The organism is Palleronia aestuarii, from assembly GCF_003253995.1.
Taxonomy (GTDB): Bacteria; Pseudomonadota; Alphaproteobacteria; order Rhodobacterales; family Rhodobacteraceae; genus Palleronia; species Palleronia aestuarii.
In genome coordinates, this window is record NZ_QKZL01000018.1 from 1 (window position 1) to 15,257 (window position 15,257).

The window sequence follows — 15,257 nt, forward strand, 5'->3', positions numbered from 1 at the left end:
GGGACGGTGCGGAGGCCGGGTCGCAATACCTGCAGGGCGTCACCCGGCTCGGCGGACCGGCGGACGAGGTGATGGAGGGCACTCCGCAGGAGGATTACCTGATCGGGGGGGCGGGCGACGACCGCTTCGTGACCGTGGGAGGCCGCAACGGCCTCCATGGCGGGCCGGGCCGCGACCGGGTCGATTTCCCGCATGGGGCAGAGGCCTATAAGCTCCGCGTGGAGGGGAACGGCATCCGCGTCGACGGACCCGAGAGCAGCGACTTCCTCGTGAGCGTGGAGGATCTCTCCTTCGCGGGCGGCCCCGTGGTGGCGCTCGACACGCTCGAGCCCGACGCGGAGGGCCGCATCGTCCTGCCGTCCGAGGGCTGAGCGCGAAGGCTCAGCCGCGCCGCCGCTCGGTCCAGGCGATGCGGCCGAGCCGCGGCAGGATCGCGAGGCAGGCGAGGTAGCGCGCAGCGAGGCGGCGCGGATTGCCCGCCGCGCGCCAGAGCCATTCGGCGGCCATGGCCCGCACCCAGTCGGGCGCGCGCGTCTGCGTGCCGGCGATGAAATCGAGCCCCGCGCCGATCGAGACGAAGCCGCAACGGGGCAGGAGGGGGCCCGCGCGGGCGGCCAGGCGCTCCTGCTTCGGCGCGCCGAGCGCGAGGAGGCAGAGCCCCGCGCCGGAAGCGCCGACCGCCTCCAGGGCCTCCTTGGCGGCCGCGCCGTCCGGATCAAAGCCCTGCGCGGGCGCGATCCGGGCCACCACCTCGAGCCCCGGATGCGCGGCCGCGAGCCGGTCGGCCGCGGTCGCGAGCGTCTCCTCCGTGGAGCCCAGGAGCGCCACCTTCGTGTTCGTCCGCGCGGCGCGCTCGCAAAGCGGGTGGATCAGTTCCGATCCGGGGATCAGCTCCACCTCGCGGCCCGCGAGCCGCGAGAGCCACACGATCGGGTTGCCGTCGGCCACGACGTGGCTCTGGGCCAGATAGGCCGCGCGGAAGGCCGGATCGTGCGCGATCTTCACCACGTGGTCGAGATTGAGCGTGGCGATCGTGAAGCCTTGTCCCGCGCGCATCCGCGCCTCGATCTCGTCGAGGAAAGGGTCCCGGTCGGCATGGGTGACGCGGACGGTGCCAGGCGAGGTTCCGGAAAAGGAGACGAGGTCGGTCACGGCGGAAGGCTCCTCGGGAATTCCGCGATGCAGCTACCACTGTACAGGGCGCGAGAAAACACGCTACGAGCGATCCGATCCCAAACGAGGCCCGATCTCCGCGACATGACCGAGAGAACCCCCATCGCGATCCTGGGCTGCGGCTATGTGGCCAACATGTACCGCCTGACCCTCGCGGGTCATCCGGAGCTCGAGCTCGCGGGTGTCTGCGACCGGGAACGGTCGCGGGCGGAAACGATGGCGCGGCTCACCGGCGCGCGGGCCTATCCCGATCTCGACGCGCTCCTCGCCGACGCGCGGGTGAAGATCGTCCTCAACCTCACCAACCCGTCGGAGCATCACGCGACCACGAAAGCGCTCCTCGAGGCGGGCCGCCACGTCTATACCGAAAAGCCGCTCGCGATGCGGCTCGACCATGCCCGCGATCTGGCGGCGCTCGCCCGCGAGAAGGGCCTCCACCTCGTCTCCGCGCCCTGCACGCTCCTCAACCCCGTGGCCCAGACCCTCTGGAAGGCGGTGCGTGCCGAGGAGGTGGGCCGGATCCGCCTCGTCCACGCGGCGATGGAGGACGGGATGGTGCCGCGCGCACCCGTCCATCGCTGGGTCAACGAGGCGGGCATGGCCTGGCCCGCCATCGACGAGTACCGCACCGGCTGCACGGTGGAACATGCGGGCTACGTGCTCACCTGGCTCTGCGCGATGTTCGGTCCCGTCATCCGGCTCACCGCCCATGCCGAGGAGCTGATGCCCGACAAGATCGACGGCTTGGCGCTCGAGCCTGTCCCCGACCTCTCGGTGGCGACGCTCAGGTTCGAGAACGGCGTGGTGGCGCGGATGACGAACGGGATCTACGCGGCCCACGACCACGCGCTGACGCTTTTCGGCGACGCGGGCACGCTCACGGTCGAGGACCCCCGGAGCGACACGTCCGACATCCGCCGCCGCCGCTACCGCACCCTGCGCCGCCGCCGCTTCCTCGAGCCCTGGGGGCGCAAGCTGACCCGCCTCGGGGGACGGGAGACGATCGCCGCCTATCGCGGCTCGCAGACGCGCGATTTCTGCCGCGCCATCGCCGACATGGGCGCCGCGATCCGCGAGGGCCGGGCACCCGCGACGGGCGCCGATTTCGCCGCCCACATCACCGAGGTGACGCTCGCGTGCCATTTCGGCACCCATCCGTCGGGCCGCGACGCGGGGTTCGACGGCGGTCTCGAATCCATGCCCTACACGCCGGTGACCCGCTTCGCGCCGATCGAACCGCGGCCTTGGGCGGCATGAGCCGGATCGTCGTCACCGGGGCCGGGGGCTTTCTCGGCCAGGCGCTCGTCGCGGCCGCGCGGGAGGCTGGCCATGCCGTCACGGCGCTCTCGCGCGGGGAGGGGCCCCCGGCCTGGGCCGAGGATGCGGGCATCGCGGCACACCGCGCCGATCTCGCCGCCGGCTCCGACCTGAAGGAAAGCTTCGCGGGGGCGGACGCGGTGATCCACGCCGCCGCGGGGCGCGGCGACGACGCGGCCCATGCGCGCGACACGCGCGCGGCGACCGAAGCCGTGGTGGCCGCGATGCCCCCGGGCGCGCGGCTCGTCCTCGTCTCGTCGTTCTCCGTCTACGCGGCGGCGGGGCTGCCCGATTGGGCGACGCTCGACGAGACCTCGCCCACGGAGCCCGACGGGGCGGTGCGCGACGCCTATGCGCGGGCCAAGATCGCGCAGGAGAAGATCGCCGTGGCGGCGGCGCAGACAGCCGGGCTCGATCTCTGGATCCTCCGCGTGGGCACGCTCTACGGCCCCGGTCATCTCTGGACGGCGCGACTGGGCTGGGAGAAGGGGGGCCGGGTGGTCTCTCCGGGCGGCGACGCGCCCGTCCCCGCGATCCACGTAAATCACGCCGCAGCGGACCTCGTCGCGGCGGCCACGGCGGAGGAGCGGGGCTGGCCCGAGGATCTGCCCGTGCTCGAGGGGGCGGGCCACGTGCGGATCGTCAACCTCGTCGATCCCGACCCGCCGACGCAGGGCCAGTGGCTCGCGGCGATCGGACGGGGACGGGTCGTGAAGATCCCGCGCCGGCCGCTGATGAAGGCCGCGGGAATGCTCGATCTCGCGGGAAGCCTCGTGCCGGGGCTCGAGGCGCGCCTGCCCACGGGCCTGGGCGAGGCGGTCCTCGCCGCGCGGTTCAAGCCGCTGCGCTATTCCACGGCGCGCGCGGAGGACCGGCTCGGCCCCCGCCCCATGGCCCCCTTCGCGGGGCTGATCCACGCGGCGCGGCAATGAGCGGTTCCGCCATCTCCGGGCCCATCGCTTATCTGACGGGCGAATATCCCCGCGCCACCGACACGTTCATCCAGCGCGAGGTCGCGGCGCTTCGCGCCCTCGGGATCGAGGTGCTGACCCATTCGGTGCGGGCGACCGACGCCTCCCACCATGTGGGCCCCGAACAGCGCGCGGAGCATGCGGCGACCTTCCGGGTGCAGCCCGCGGCCAAGCGGCCCGCGACGCTCCTCAGATCGCATCTCTCGTGTCTCGGGCGCCGCTGGCTCGCCGCCGCGCGCCTCGCCTGGCGCACCCGGCCCGCGGGGCTCAAAGGCTCTCTCTGGCAGATCTTCTACTTCCTCGAGGCGGGCGTGCTTGCCGCGCGATTGAAGGAAAAGGGGGTGGTGCATCTGCACAACCATTTCGGCAACTCGTCGTGTTCGGTCGCGATGCTCGCATCGGAGATGTCGGGCGTGCCCTTCAGCTACACGATGCATGGCCCGATGGAATTCTTCGAGCCGCAGACCTGGCGCATCGACGCGAAGGTGGCGCGCGCGGCCTTCGTCGCCTGCATCAGCCATTACGCTCGTGCCCAGGGCATGATCTTCGCGGACCAGAGCCATTGGGAGCGGATGCGGATCGTCCATTGCGGGGTCGACCCGGCGCTCTACGACGGCGCGGAGCGGTCGGGGCCGGGCAAGACCATCCTCTTCGTGGGCCGGCTCGCCGCGATCAAGGGCGTGGCGCTGCTTCTCGACGCGGTGGCGGCCCTCGCGCCGGATCACCCCGACCTGCGCCTGACGCTCGTGGGCGACGGGCCCGACCGCGCGGGGCTCGAGGCGCGGGCGCGCGATCTCGGGATCGCGGAGGCCGTCACCTTCACCGGCTATCTCGGCCAAGCGGAGGTGGCCGAGCATCTCGCACGCGCCGACATCTTCGCGCTCCCGTCCTTCGCCGAAGGCGTGCCCGTGGTGCTGATGGAGGCGATGGCCGCGCGGCTGCCGGTGGTGGCCCCCCGCGTGGCGGGCGTCCCCGAACTCGTCGCCGACGGGGAGGCGGGCTTCGTGGTGCCGCCGGGCGACCCGGAGACGCTGAAGGTGCGCCTGGACACGCTCCTTTCCGATGCGGATCTCCGCGCCCGTATGGGGGAGGCGGGCCGCGCCCGCGTGGCGGCCGAGTACGACGCGAAGGCGGAGGCCGCCTGGCTCGCGCGGCTGATCGCGGGCAGCCTCGAAGGCCGCCTGCCCGACGGGCTCCGGCCCGAAGCGGAGGTGCCCGCATGAGCTCCGCCCCCGGCACGACGTCCCGCCCGCGCGTCCTCGTCATCGCCGAGGCCGCCAATCCCGAGATGGTGAGCGTGCCGCTCGTGGGCTACCAGCTCGCCGCGGCCCTGCGCGCGGTGGCCGACATCCATGTCGTCACGCAGGTGCGCAACCGCGCCGCCTTCCTCGCCGCGGGCTGGACCGAGGGGGAGGACTTCACCGCCATCGACAGCGAGGCGGTGGCCGCCCCCCTCCACCGGTTCGCGAATGCGGTGGTGGGCCAGGGGCGGGGCTGGACCGCGCGGCAGGCGATCAGCGCGCTCTCCTATGCCTGGTTCGAACGGCTGGTCTGGCGCCGCTTCGGCGACCGGATCCGCGCGCGCGAATGGGACATCGTGCACCGCGTGACCCCGCTCACCCCCACGAAGGCGAGCGCCGTCGCGCCGAAATGCGCGGCCGCCGGCGTGCCCTTCGTGCTGGGGCCGCTCAATGGCGGCGTGCCCTGGCCGGCAGGCTTCGACGCGGAGCGCCGGCGGGAGCGGGAATGGCTCTCCTATCTGCGCGGCGCCTACAAGGTGCTGCCGGGGCAAGGGGCCACGATGAAGGCCGCCGCCGCGATCCTGGTGGGGTCGCGCCACACGATGAGCGAGATCCCCGCGGCCCATCGCGCCCGCACGATCTACCTGCCCGAGAACGCGATCGACCCCGCGCGGTTCAACGCCCGTGCTGCGCCCGGAACCTCCGGCGGGCCGCTCCGGGGGGTCTTCGTCGGCCGCATGGTGCCCTACAAGGGACCCGACATGCTCCTCGAGGCGGCGCTGCCGCTCCTGAGGGACGGGCTCCTGACGCTCGAGATGATCGGCGACGGACCGATGCTCGAGGGTCTCAGGGCCCGGGCCGCGCGCGACGGGGTGGGGCGCGCGGTGACCTTCCACGGCTGGCTCGACCATCGCGACGTGCAGGGGGTGATGGCGGGCTGCGACCTCTTGACCTTCCCCTCGATCCGCGAATTCGGCGGGGGCGTGGTGCTCGAGGCGATGGCGCTCGGCATCCCGCCGCTGATCGTGGATTACGCCGGTCCGGGAGAGCTGGTGCGGCCCGACTGGGGCTACACGGTGCCGATCGGCCCGCGGGCGCGGATCGTGGCCGATTTCGCGGCCGAACTGGCGCGGCTGGCGGCCGATCCAACCGATCTCGCGGTGAAGGGCACAGCGGCGCGGGCCCGCGTGGACGCGGTCTTCACTTGGGAGCGCAAGGCCCGTCAGGTGGCCCGCGTCTACGAATGGGTGCTGGCGGGCGGTACTGCCCCCGCCCCCGCGCTTCTCGACTGACGCCTCAGCCCGCGGTGCGCGACTGCCAGAGCGCGGTGCGGCCCTCCACGATCTCCGCTGTGGCGCGCGCCTTGCCGACACGGAGCGCGCGGCGCTGATAGGCGCGCACGAAGGCCAGGAGCTCCGCGTCCTCGTGCTGCTCCGCGCCGCGGATCCAGGCCCGCACGTAGCCCCACCAGCTCGCCAGCCCGCCGATGACGAAAGGAGGATGCCCCATGCGGAAGAGGCACGAGGCGGTGAAGAAGGCGAAATCGGAGCCCATGTAGTACTGCCCGAAGCCGTGCCGCATCCGCCCCGTCAGCACGCCCGACTGCGACGAGCCCATCGGGCGCAGATGCTCGAAGCGAAGCTCCGGCGCGTCCCAGGAGCAGGCGATCCAGCCCATCTGGCGCGCCTTGTGGCAATCGATCGCGTCCCACATGACCTCGCGCACGAAGCCGCCGATCTCCTGGAAGCAGGCCACGCGGTAGAACTTGGTCATGCCCACCGACATCTCGTCGCCGCATTTCTCCGAGATCATGCCGGAGACGTCGATGAGACCGCCTTGCGTGCGTTGCTCGGGCCGCGCGCCCTGGCGGAAATAGGGCTTGCCCGATGAGGTGCCGATCCGGGGATCGTCCTCCATCCGGTCCATGAGCCCGGCGAAGTAGCCGTCGGGCAGGTCGAGATCGAGATCGAGCTTGCAGATGTAGTCGACGGCCGCGAGATCGACATGGTCGAGCCCCGCATAGAACGCCTCGATGACGCCGGGGCCCACCGCGCGATGGCCGCGATCGGGCTTCTGGACCACCTCGATCCAGTCGTGGCGGGCGGCGTAATCGGCGAGGATCGCGGGCGTGGCGTCGGTGGAGCCGTCGTCGACGATCACCCAATGGGCCGGCCGCTCGGTTTGGCCCGCGACGGAATCGAGGGTGCGGCGCATGTACTCGGCCTCGTTGCGGCAGGGCGTGACGAGGGCGTAGCGGCGGCCGCGGGGCGGCAGGTTGGTGGCGGAGGTCATGTGCGGGTGTTCCCTGGCGGCGGGTCGGGTTGGCCGCCGCCATAGACCAGGATCGGTTTCGCGTCCATGAATCGCGGAAGGCATCGTTAACCCTGCATGGCGAAACGGATGGTGCCGGCGCGGGCCGATCCCTAAAATCCCGCATAACCGGAATCGGTGCAGGCGGGGCCCGGACGCGGCGGCGCGGTTGCAAATCCCGGCGGCACGGCTAGTAAACAGACGGATTTCCGCGAGGACCCCTCCCATGACCCTCCCCTCCTTTTTCCGCGCCCCGGGCCGCTCGTCCGGCCGGGCCGGACTCTGACCGCGCCGATGGCGATGCCGTCCGATCCCGCCACGCCGCAGGAACTCGACCTCGTGGTCTCCGTCATCAACTACCGCACCGCGGAGATGACGCTCGCCTGCCTGCGTTCGGTGCTCGAGGATTTCGCGCAAAGCGGGATCCGCGGCCATGTGGTCGTGGTCGACAACGCCTCGGGCGACGGATCGGACGCGGTGATCGCGGAGTGGATCGCGGCCGAGCCCGAGGGCACGCCCGTCACGCTCGTCCGCTCGGCCACGAATACGGGCTTCTCGGGCGGTCACAACCAGGGGATCGGGGCGCTCCCGGCGCCGTTCTATCTCGTGCTGAACTCCGACGCGCTGCTTCGTCCGGGTTTCTGCGCGACGATCCTCGCGGCCGCGCAGAACGCCCCCCGGACCGGCCTCTTCGCGCCGCGCCTCGAGGATGAGGACGGCACGCAGCAGATCAGCTGCTTCCGCGTGCCCTCGCCCGCGAGCGAACTCATCCGCGGCGCGGCCACGGGACCCGTCACGAAGCTCCTCGGCCGCTGGGCCGTGCCGCTCGAGATGCCGCCCGCCCCGGGCGAGATCGGCTGGGCGAGCTTCGCCTGCATCCTCCTCCGCGGCGCGATGGTGGACGAGATCGGCCTCATGGACGAGGGCTATTTCCTCTATTTCGAGGATACCGAATATTGCCTGCGCGCGCGCCGCGCGGGCTGGGCCATCGCCCATGTCCCCGAGGCCCGGGCCGTGCACCTGCGCGGCGGCTCCGCGCCGGTGAAATCGCTCGCGAGCGCGCGCAAGAAGCTTCCCCGCTACTATTACGCCTCGCGCACGCGGCTCCTTTACCAGGCGCACGGGAAGACCGGGCTCTGGGCGGCCAACCTCGCCTGGCATCTCGGGCGGACGATCACCTGGACGCGCGGCCTTCTCGGGCGGCCCGGCAATCCCGGCACGGAGGCCGAGATCGTCGACATCTGGACCGGCGCGCGCGATCCGCTCGGGCCGTGGCAGAAGGGATGAGCGCGGGACGCGCCGAGCCACTGCCCGACTTCGTGATCGTCGGCGCGATGAAATGCGGCACCAGCACGCTCGCCGCGCAGCTGGGCGCGCAGCCGGGCGTCTTCATGACCGAGCCGAAGGAGCCCAACTTCTTCTCCGACGAGTCCGTTTTCGCGAAAGGAATGCCCTGGTACCAGGCGCTTTTCGCCGCCGCCGCCCCGGGCGACCTGAAGGGCGAGGCGAGCACGCATTACACCAAGCGGCCCATCCATCCCCATGCCCTGCCGCGGCTGGTCGAGGCTCTGCCGGACGCGCGGCTGATCTACCTCATCCGCGATCCCGTGGCCCGCACCGTCTCCCACTACGTCCACGAATGGAGCCAGGGGGTGGTGACGGGCGATCTCGAGACCGCCTTCGCGGACCATCCCGAACTCGTCGAATACGGCCGCTACGGCGCCCAGATCGCGCCCTTCGTGGAGCGGTTCGGGGCGGAGCGCATCCATGTCGACACGCTCGAGGCGATGCAGGCGGACCCGCAGGCGCTCTTGTCGCGCGTGGGGCGCTTCCTCGGCCGCGAGGGGCTCGCGTGGGTCCATGATCTCGAACGGGTCAACGCCTCCGCCGAGCGGTTGCGCCGCGGCCGGTTCGACCGGGTGCTTCTCCACAGCGCGCCGGCCACGTGGCTGCGCCGGGCGCTGGTGCCGCAATCGCTGCGCGACCGGGTGAAGGCCTCCCGCCGGATGGCCGAGAAGCCGGTCCTCGCCCCCGAACGCCGCCGCGCGCTCGAAGCGGTCTTCGCGGAGGACCGCAAGACGCTCCACGCGCTTTTTCCCGAAAGGCCCGATCTCGATGCGGCCTATCCCTTCGTGGCACAATGAGCGCGGCGGACGACCCTATTGCGCCCGGTACGGCGGGCGACCCTGTCGCGCCCGGTCCCGCGGGTGACATCGCCGCGGTCGTGATCGGCCGCAACGAGGGGGCGCGACTCGAGACCTGCCTGAGATCGCTCGCCGGCGCGACGCGGCCGCCCGACCGCATCGTCTACGTCGATTCGGGCTCCACCGACGGATCGGTCGAAACCGCACGGGCCCTGGGCGCGGAGGTGGTCGAACTCGACGCGGGGGCGCCCTTCACCGCCGCGCGCGGCCGCAATGCCGGGGTCGTGCGTCTGCGGGAGGCGGGCGCGCCCGATCTCGTGCAATTCGTCGACGGCGATTGCGAGGTCGATCCGAACTGGATCGCCACGGCCGCGTCCTTCCTCGAGGATCGTCCGGAGGCCGCCGTGGCCTGCGGGCGCCGCCGTGAGCGCCATCCCGAAGCCTCCGCCTACAACCGGCTCTGCGACGTGGAATGGGACACGCCCATCGGCCGGACGCGGTCCTGCGGCGGCGACGCGCTCATGCGGATGGCGGCCTTCGATGCGGTGGGCGGCTTCGATCCGACCCTCATCGCGGGCGAGGAGCCCGAGCTTTGCGTGCGGCTGCGTGCGGAAGGCTGGGAGATCTGGCGCCTCGACGCGGAGATGACGCTCCACGACGCGGACATGACGCGGTTCGCGCAGTTCTGGCGCCGCGCGCGGCGTGGCGGGCACGCCTATGCCGAGGGCGCGGCGATGCACGGGGCCCCGCCCGAGCGTCACGGCGTCGCGGGAACGCGGCGCGCGCTCCTCTGGGGGCTGGCGCTGCCCCTGGCGATCCTCGTGGCCGTGCTTCTCGCCGGACCCTGGGGGCTCCTCCTCGCCCTCGTCTATCCCGCGCAGATCGCCCGGCTGGCGCTCCGCGCGGGCGGCGGGCGCGCAGCCTGGGAGCGCGCGGGGCTCCTGACCCTGGGCAAATTCGCGGAAGCGCGCGGCGTCGTCGATTACCGCCTCGCCCGCCTGCGCGGCCGCCGCCTGGGCCTCATCGAGTACAAGTGAGCCCGCGAAGGCAGGCGGATCAGGTGCCGCGCCGCGCGGTGAGCGGCGGTCGCGCGCCGTCGCCGAACCGGGTGTGGCGCAACCGGCGCCGGCCGTCGGGTGGCGCCGCCGCCTCGGTCTCGGGATCCTCCTGCCGGGCCCGCTCGAACTGCACAAAGCCCGCGAGCGCGCCTGCCATCATCCAGCCCAGCGGGGTCAGCGTGGAATTCGGCACCATGTAGAGGAAGTTCGCGGCCATGACGATCGCGAGCGCCGCCGTCTCGAAGGGGACGGGTTGGCCCTTGAGACGGCCCGGCAGCAGGATCACCGGCAGTGCGAGAAGCCCGAAGAAGGCGATGTAGCCGAACCAGCCCGAGGTTCCGAGGACGATGACCCAGATGCCGTCGGTGACCGAGACGTCGATGCCGTCCTCGTTGTAGACCCGGTTGCGGCCCCACTTGCCCCAGCCCGTGACCGGGCGTTCGAGCGCCCGCTCGAGCAGCTGGTCCTCGTTGTTGAGCCGGAACTGGAACGATTGCGCCCGGTCCTCGGAGATCGCCCGCGTGATGGCGGTGATCCGCTCCGTCGGCACGAGCCCGGATTGCCGGACCGCGGGGTAGAGCACGAAGAGGAGCGCGACGAGTGCCGCGAGACGGATCTGCCACCGCCCGCCCAGAAAGAGGATGACCGGGGCGAAGAGGAACGCGAGCCCGGTGGCGCCGAGATTGCGGCTGATCATCAGCACGCCCATCATCCACAGGCCCGAAAGAAGGATGCGCAGGGCCTTCGGATCGCGCTTCGCACGCAGGTGGCGGTAGAGCCCGCCGCTCGCGAGCACGACGGAGAGCAGGAAGAAGCCCACCCAGAGCCCGTGCTGCAGGAACACCATCGGGCGGTAGCTGCCGCCACGGACATGCTGCGCAAAGGAATGCTGGTAGAATCCGTAGACCCAGCGGTTGAGCTGCGGGCTCAGCCGCACCTCGACGAGCACCAGGAGGGAATAGGCGAGCCCGGCCGCGAGGAGCGCGCGGAGCAGGATCCGGTGCGCCTCGGGCGTGGCGAGATACCGGCGGGCCATGAAATAGGGAACGAGCAGTGCCAGGTTCTCGGCGATCACGTTGCCGATATCCCAGGGCCTGAGGCCCGACAGGACCCGTCCGCCGCCCACCCCGACGGGATCGGAATTGGCGAGCACGGTCAGGACCGGCGAGAGCAGCAGGCATCCCATCAGCACCCGGAAGAGCAGGGTGACACCCTGGCCGCGGGAAGCCTGCCCCGCCGCGGACGCCGCACCCCGTCCCGGCGGGGTCTTGTCGTAGATGAGCACCGCCAGGATCAGCGTACAGGCGGGAATCGACCACTTGTCGAAGGCGGGGATGCCGGGAAAGTTGAAGGAGACGGTCTCGGGCAGGAAGAGATAGGCGAGCAGGATCGACCAGACCAGCGCCTCGCGCAGGGGCAGCCGCGCGAAGAGCAGAAGGGCCACGACGGGCCAGGCAATCAGTGCGATACTCGTCACGAACCGTTTCGTCCCAGTATGATCGACCCAGTGTGATTGACGCGGTTTCCCGCCTGCCTGTAGAGGGGCTTGCGGAGCCGGTACGCGTCTTCTACCCGAACTCCGTTTACGGGAAAAGAAGAACGGCAGTGTAAAGCGCTTCCCGGTACCAGGATACGGGTTTTCTCGATGCAGTTTTCCTTCGCGAAAGGGCGGTCGCGCGCCCCCGGAGCGGTCATGGCTATGATGGATCCCCTCAGGCGGCGGCTTTCGGGCAACGGATTGTCGGCGCGGGCGCTGCGCGGAACGGGCGCGGCGCTGCTTTCCGCGTTCAGCGAGAACGGCCTGCGGCTCGTGTCCAATCTCGTCCTGACGCGGCTTCTGTTTCCGGAAGCCTTCGGGGTCATGGCGCTGATCCAGGTGATCCTGCTGGGCCTGACGCTGTTCTCCAATATCGGCCTGCAGGCCTCGGTGATGCAGAACCCGCGCGGCGACGATCCGGATTTCCTCAACACCGCCTGGACGCTGCAGGCGATCCGCGGCGTCCTGCTTTGGCTGACGGTCTGCCTCTTCGCCGTCCCGGCCGCCCATTTCTACGACGAGCCAATCCTCGCCTACGCCCTGCCGGTGGCGGGCTTCAGCCTGGTGATCAAGGGCGTCTTCCCGACCAAGCTCCTGACCGCGCAGCGCCATCTGATGCTCGGCCGCGTGGCCTTCCTGACGATCGTGGCGCAGGTCGTGAACCTCGTCGCGCTCTCGCTCCTCGCCTGGCTCACGGGCTCGGTCTGGGCGCTGGTCTTTGGGCTCCTGATCTCGCCCACCGTGTCGCTGGCGCTCTACACGCGCTACATGCCCGGCATGCGCAACCACTTCCGGCTGGAGCGCCAGAGCGTGTCGGAGATGGTGAATTTCGGCAAGTACCTGTTCTTCAGCACGATCGCGACCTACGTGCTCAACCAGAGCGACCGGGCGGTGCTCGGCGCCCATATCCCGACCGACCTGCTCGGCATCTACGCGATCGGCTACACGCTCGCGACGCTGCCCTGGATGCTCGCGCAGAAGGTCGCGGGCATGGTGGTCTTCCCGCTCTACCGGATGCGTCATCCCTCCGAGAGCGCCGAGAACCGGGCCCGCATCTTCCGTAGCCGCCGGCTCGTGGTGGCAAGCGCGCTCGGCCTCGTCGCCACGATGACGTTCCTCGGACCCTGGATCGTCTCGCTGCTCTACGACGACCGCTACATCCTCGCCGGTCCGATCGCGGTGCTGCTCGCGGCCTGCTACGTGCCGCCCATCGTGCTGATCGGGCTGATGAACGCGGCCCTCGCGCAGGGCAACAGCCTGGCGCTCCTGGTGGTCAACGTCGCCACCGCAATCTGCCAGATCACCATCCTGCTCCTGGGCGTGCAGGCCTTCGGCATTCCCGGCGCGGCCATCGCGATCGGCGCGGCACCGCTCCTGACCTATCCGATCACGGTCCATTACATGCGCCGACACGGCAATTGGGACGCGGTAGGCGACGCGGCGCTCTTCGCGGCGGGCTTCGCGATCTCCGCGACGGCCATCTGGCTCCACTGGGACGGCATCGCGCGCCTCTTCACGCAATAGGCGCGGGGGGCTCGTCGCGCGCGCTCGTTACATAAGTTCGCCTATCGGGACGGCCTCGGTCGCCGCGGCCTTCGGGCTTGCCCGGCATGCGCCGCTGCCCCATCATCTGCCGAAAACCTTTCCCGATGGACCTCATCGCGGCGTTTCCGAAGGGTCGCGGCTTACCTCAGGCGGGCAGACCGAGATGTTCGACGGCTTCGAGACTTTCCGCATACCGGACGAACGGCCCGAGCCGGAGCGGCCGCGCAGGACGGTGCTGACGAAGCGACAGGAACGGACCTTCCTGCTCGTCATAGGCGTCAACCTTCTTTTGCTGTTCGTCGCGCCGATCGGGGGGGCGACCCTCTTCGCGGCGATCCGCGCCGCCTTCTTCTGAAAGGCCACGCGAGACCCGCCGGGCGCCTTCGACACCGAACCGGAGCCATCTTGCGGTCGAGCCGGGCGATCGCTCGGCTCGATCGGCAGATCGGACAGGCCACGCGGCCCTGGATCGTGAAGAGATCGGGGGGATGCGGCCAGCCGCATCCAGGCGGCCTCGGTACGCTCGCCGGCCACGGGCACGGCGGTGCCGATCTCGCCGCTTTTCCAGCCGCCCGCCCGGGCGGCACGAAACCCGCCTTTCGCTCAATTATTGGGCAGTCCCGGATTTCATGGCGAATAACCAGCGCGGCGGCACCGCAGCGCTTTCCCGTCTGGCCGAGATCTTCCCACACAGGAAGCGCAGGAAGCTTAGGGTTCCGCTCCCGCCGCCGATGCCGCGCGGGAGGCCTGGTCCGAGAAGCGTCACCGGCGGGGCAAATTCCCCGGACGGCACACGGCGGGCCAAAATCCCGGGAGAGCACTGCACCCCCTCGACCCGCGCCCCCCGACCGTTCCGCCCGCGGGCCGCGCGCCCCGCAAGGCGGAACCACGACGGAGAGACGCCATGCCGACCCGAAGCCTCGCCGCCACAGCGCTCGCGCTGGCCACCGCCCTCGCCGCCCCCGCCATGGCGCAGGAGAAGACCGAGTTCCGCGTCGCCTGGTCGATCTACGTGGGCTGGATGCCCTGGGGCTATATCGAGGAGAGCGGCCTCATGGACAAATGGGGCGAGAAATACGGCATCGACGTCGAGATCGTGCAGATCAACGACTACGTCGAATCGATCAACCAGTACACCGCGGGCGGCTTCGACGGGGTCGCGGCCACCAACATGGACACGCTCTCGATCCCGGCGGGCAGCGGCATCGACACCACCGCGCTCATCGTGGGAGACTATTCCGACGGTAACGACGCGGTGATCGTGAAGGGCGACGCGACGCTGGAAGGTCTCGCGGGCAAGCCCGTGAACCTCGTGGAGCTGTCGGTCTCCCACTACCTCCTCGCCCGCGCGCTCGACAGCGTGGGGCTCGCCGAGCGGGACCTCGCGGGCGTGATCAACACCTCGGACGCCGACATGGTCGCGGCCTTCCAGACCCCCGAAGTGGAGGCGGTGGTGACTTGGAACCCGCTCGTCTCCACCATCCTCGAGGATCCGCAGGCGACATCGGTCTTCGACAGCGCCGCGATCCCGGGCGAGATCCTCGATCTCATGGTGGTCAACACCGACACGCTCGCGGCCAACCCGGATTTCGGCCGCGCGCTCGCCGGCGCCTGGTACGAGGCGATGGCGCTGATGGCGGCGGGCGACGCGGACGCGCTTACCGCGATGGCCGAGGCCTCGGGCACCGATCTCGCGGGCTACGAGGCGCAGCTCGCGGCAACGCGGATGTTCTACGACCCCGCGGAGGCGGTGGCGCTCGCCGAGAGCCCGGACCTGCCGCAGACGATGGAGAACGTGGCGCAGTTCCTCTTCGACAAGGGCATCCTCGGCGTCGGCGCGCCGTCCGCGGACTTCATCGGCATCGAATATCCGGGCGGCACGACCACCGGGGACGCCGGCAACGTGCAGTTCCGCTTCGATCCGACCTACATGCAGATGGCCGCCGACGGCGCGCTCTGAC

The 15,257-nt window shown here is 70.9% G+C and carries 13 protein-coding genes, 1 pseudogene and 1 riboswitch; of the genes and pseudogenes, 11 read left to right on the forward strand and 3 right to left on the reverse strand.

Translation table 11 applies throughout. The features are described 5' to 3' along the window. Positions 1-371, forward strand: a pseudogene (locus tag LX81_RS22545) (hypothetical protein); the annotation flags it as partial. A 10-nt stretch (positions 372-381) separates the two neighbouring features. Here LX81_RS22545 and LX81_RS15905 read toward each other — a convergent pair. Next, positions 382-1,152, reverse strand: coding sequence for a WecB/TagA/CpsF family glycosyltransferase (locus tag LX81_RS15905; RefSeq protein ID WP_234822645.1), 771 nt, complete (start codon positions 1,150-1,152; stop codon positions 382-384). A gap of 105 nt (positions 1,153-1,257) precedes the next feature. Between LX81_RS15905 and LX81_RS15910 the strand changes: the two genes are divergently transcribed. Genes LX81_RS15910 through LX81_RS15925 form a run of 4 tightly spaced genes read left to right on the forward strand, consistent with a single transcriptional unit; the run spans position 1,258 to position 5,994 of the window. After that, positions 1,258-2,430, forward strand: coding sequence for a Gfo/Idh/MocA family protein (locus LX81_RS15910; protein WP_111538311.1), 1,173 nt, complete (start codon positions 1,258-1,260; stop codon positions 2,428-2,430). Next, the gene (locus tag LX81_RS15915) at positions 2,427-3,422 is read left to right on the forward strand and encodes an NAD-dependent epimerase/dehydratase family protein (protein WP_111538369.1); all 996 of its coding nucleotides are present in this window, start codon (positions 2,427-2,429) and stop codon (positions 3,420-3,422) included. Before LX81_RS15910 ends, LX81_RS15915 begins: the two co-directional genes overlap by 4 nt. Next, on the forward strand, positions 3,419-4,684 hold the full coding sequence (locus LX81_RS15920; protein WP_111538312.1) for a glycosyltransferase family 4 protein: 1,266 nt from the start codon (positions 3,419-3,421) through the stop codon (positions 4,682-4,684). The genes LX81_RS15915 and LX81_RS15920 overlap by 4 nt, the downstream gene beginning before the upstream one ends. Then, positions 4,681-5,994 (forward strand): glycosyltransferase family 4 protein, encoded by a 1,314-nt coding sequence (locus LX81_RS15925; protein WP_111538313.1) that lies wholly within the window; start codon positions 4,681-4,683, stop codon positions 5,992-5,994. Before LX81_RS15920 ends, LX81_RS15925 begins: the two co-directional genes overlap by 4 nt. Positions 5,995-5,998: 4 nt before the next feature. Here the strand turns inward: LX81_RS15925 and LX81_RS15930 are convergent, their stop codons facing one another. Then, positions 5,999-6,994 (reverse strand): glycosyltransferase family 2 protein, encoded by a 996-nt coding sequence (locus tag LX81_RS15930; protein ID WP_111538314.1) that lies wholly within the window; start codon positions 6,992-6,994, stop codon positions 5,999-6,001. Positions 6,995-7,306: 312 nt separating this feature from the next. Here LX81_RS15930 and LX81_RS15935 point away from each other — a divergent pair, with 312 nt between their 5' ends. The 3 genes from LX81_RS15935 to LX81_RS15945 are packed head-to-tail and all read left to right on the forward strand — an operon-like array spanning position 7,307 to position 10,193. Beyond that, a complete protein-coding gene (locus LX81_RS15935) occupies positions 7,307-8,299 on the forward strand; it encodes a glycosyltransferase family 2 protein (RefSeq protein ID WP_234822646.1) in 993 nt (330 codons plus the stop codon). Continuing rightward, entirely contained in the window at positions 8,296-9,156 is an 861-nt protein-coding gene (locus tag LX81_RS15940; protein WP_111538315.1) for a sulfotransferase family protein, read from the forward strand. The genes LX81_RS15935 and LX81_RS15940 overlap by 4 nt, the downstream gene beginning before the upstream one ends. Beyond that, on the forward strand, positions 9,153-10,193 hold the full coding sequence (locus tag LX81_RS15945) for a glycosyltransferase (protein ID WP_111538316.1): 1,041 nt from the start codon (positions 9,153-9,155) through the stop codon (positions 10,191-10,193). Before LX81_RS15940 ends, LX81_RS15945 begins: the two co-directional genes overlap by 4 nt. Before the next feature lie 19 nt (positions 10,194-10,212). Here LX81_RS15945 and LX81_RS15950 read toward each other — a convergent pair whose 3' ends face one another. Continuing rightward, entirely contained in the window at positions 10,213-11,691 is a 1,479-nt protein-coding gene (locus LX81_RS15950; RefSeq protein ID WP_111538317.1) for an O-antigen ligase family protein, read from the reverse strand. Between the two features lie 216 nt (positions 11,692-11,907). On the opposite strand from LX81_RS15950, the gene LX81_RS15955 reads away from it, so the two are divergent. The 3 genes from LX81_RS15955 (at position 11,908) to LX81_RS15965 (ending at position 15,256) form a co-directional block, all read left to right on the forward strand. After that, positions 11,908-13,275: an oligosaccharide flippase family protein gene (locus LX81_RS15955; RefSeq protein ID WP_170133978.1), complete on the forward strand. Its 1,368-nt coding sequence runs from the start codon at positions 11,908-11,910 to the stop codon at positions 13,273-13,275. A gap of 184 nt (positions 13,276-13,459) precedes the next feature. Continuing rightward, positions 13,460-13,651 (forward strand): hypothetical protein, encoded by a 192-nt coding sequence (locus LX81_RS15960; RefSeq protein WP_111538319.1) that lies wholly within the window; start codon positions 13,460-13,462, stop codon positions 13,649-13,651. Between the two features lie 342 nt (positions 13,652-13,993). Beyond that, a riboswitch (guanidine-I (ykkC/yxkD leader) is annotated at positions 13,994-14,114 on the forward strand. Between the two features lie 86 nt (positions 14,115-14,200). Further along, positions 14,201-15,256, forward strand: coding sequence for a putative urea ABC transporter substrate-binding protein (locus LX81_RS15965; RefSeq protein ID WP_111538320.1), 1,056 nt, complete (start codon positions 14,201-14,203; stop codon positions 15,254-15,256). Position 15,257 lies beyond the last annotated feature (1 nt).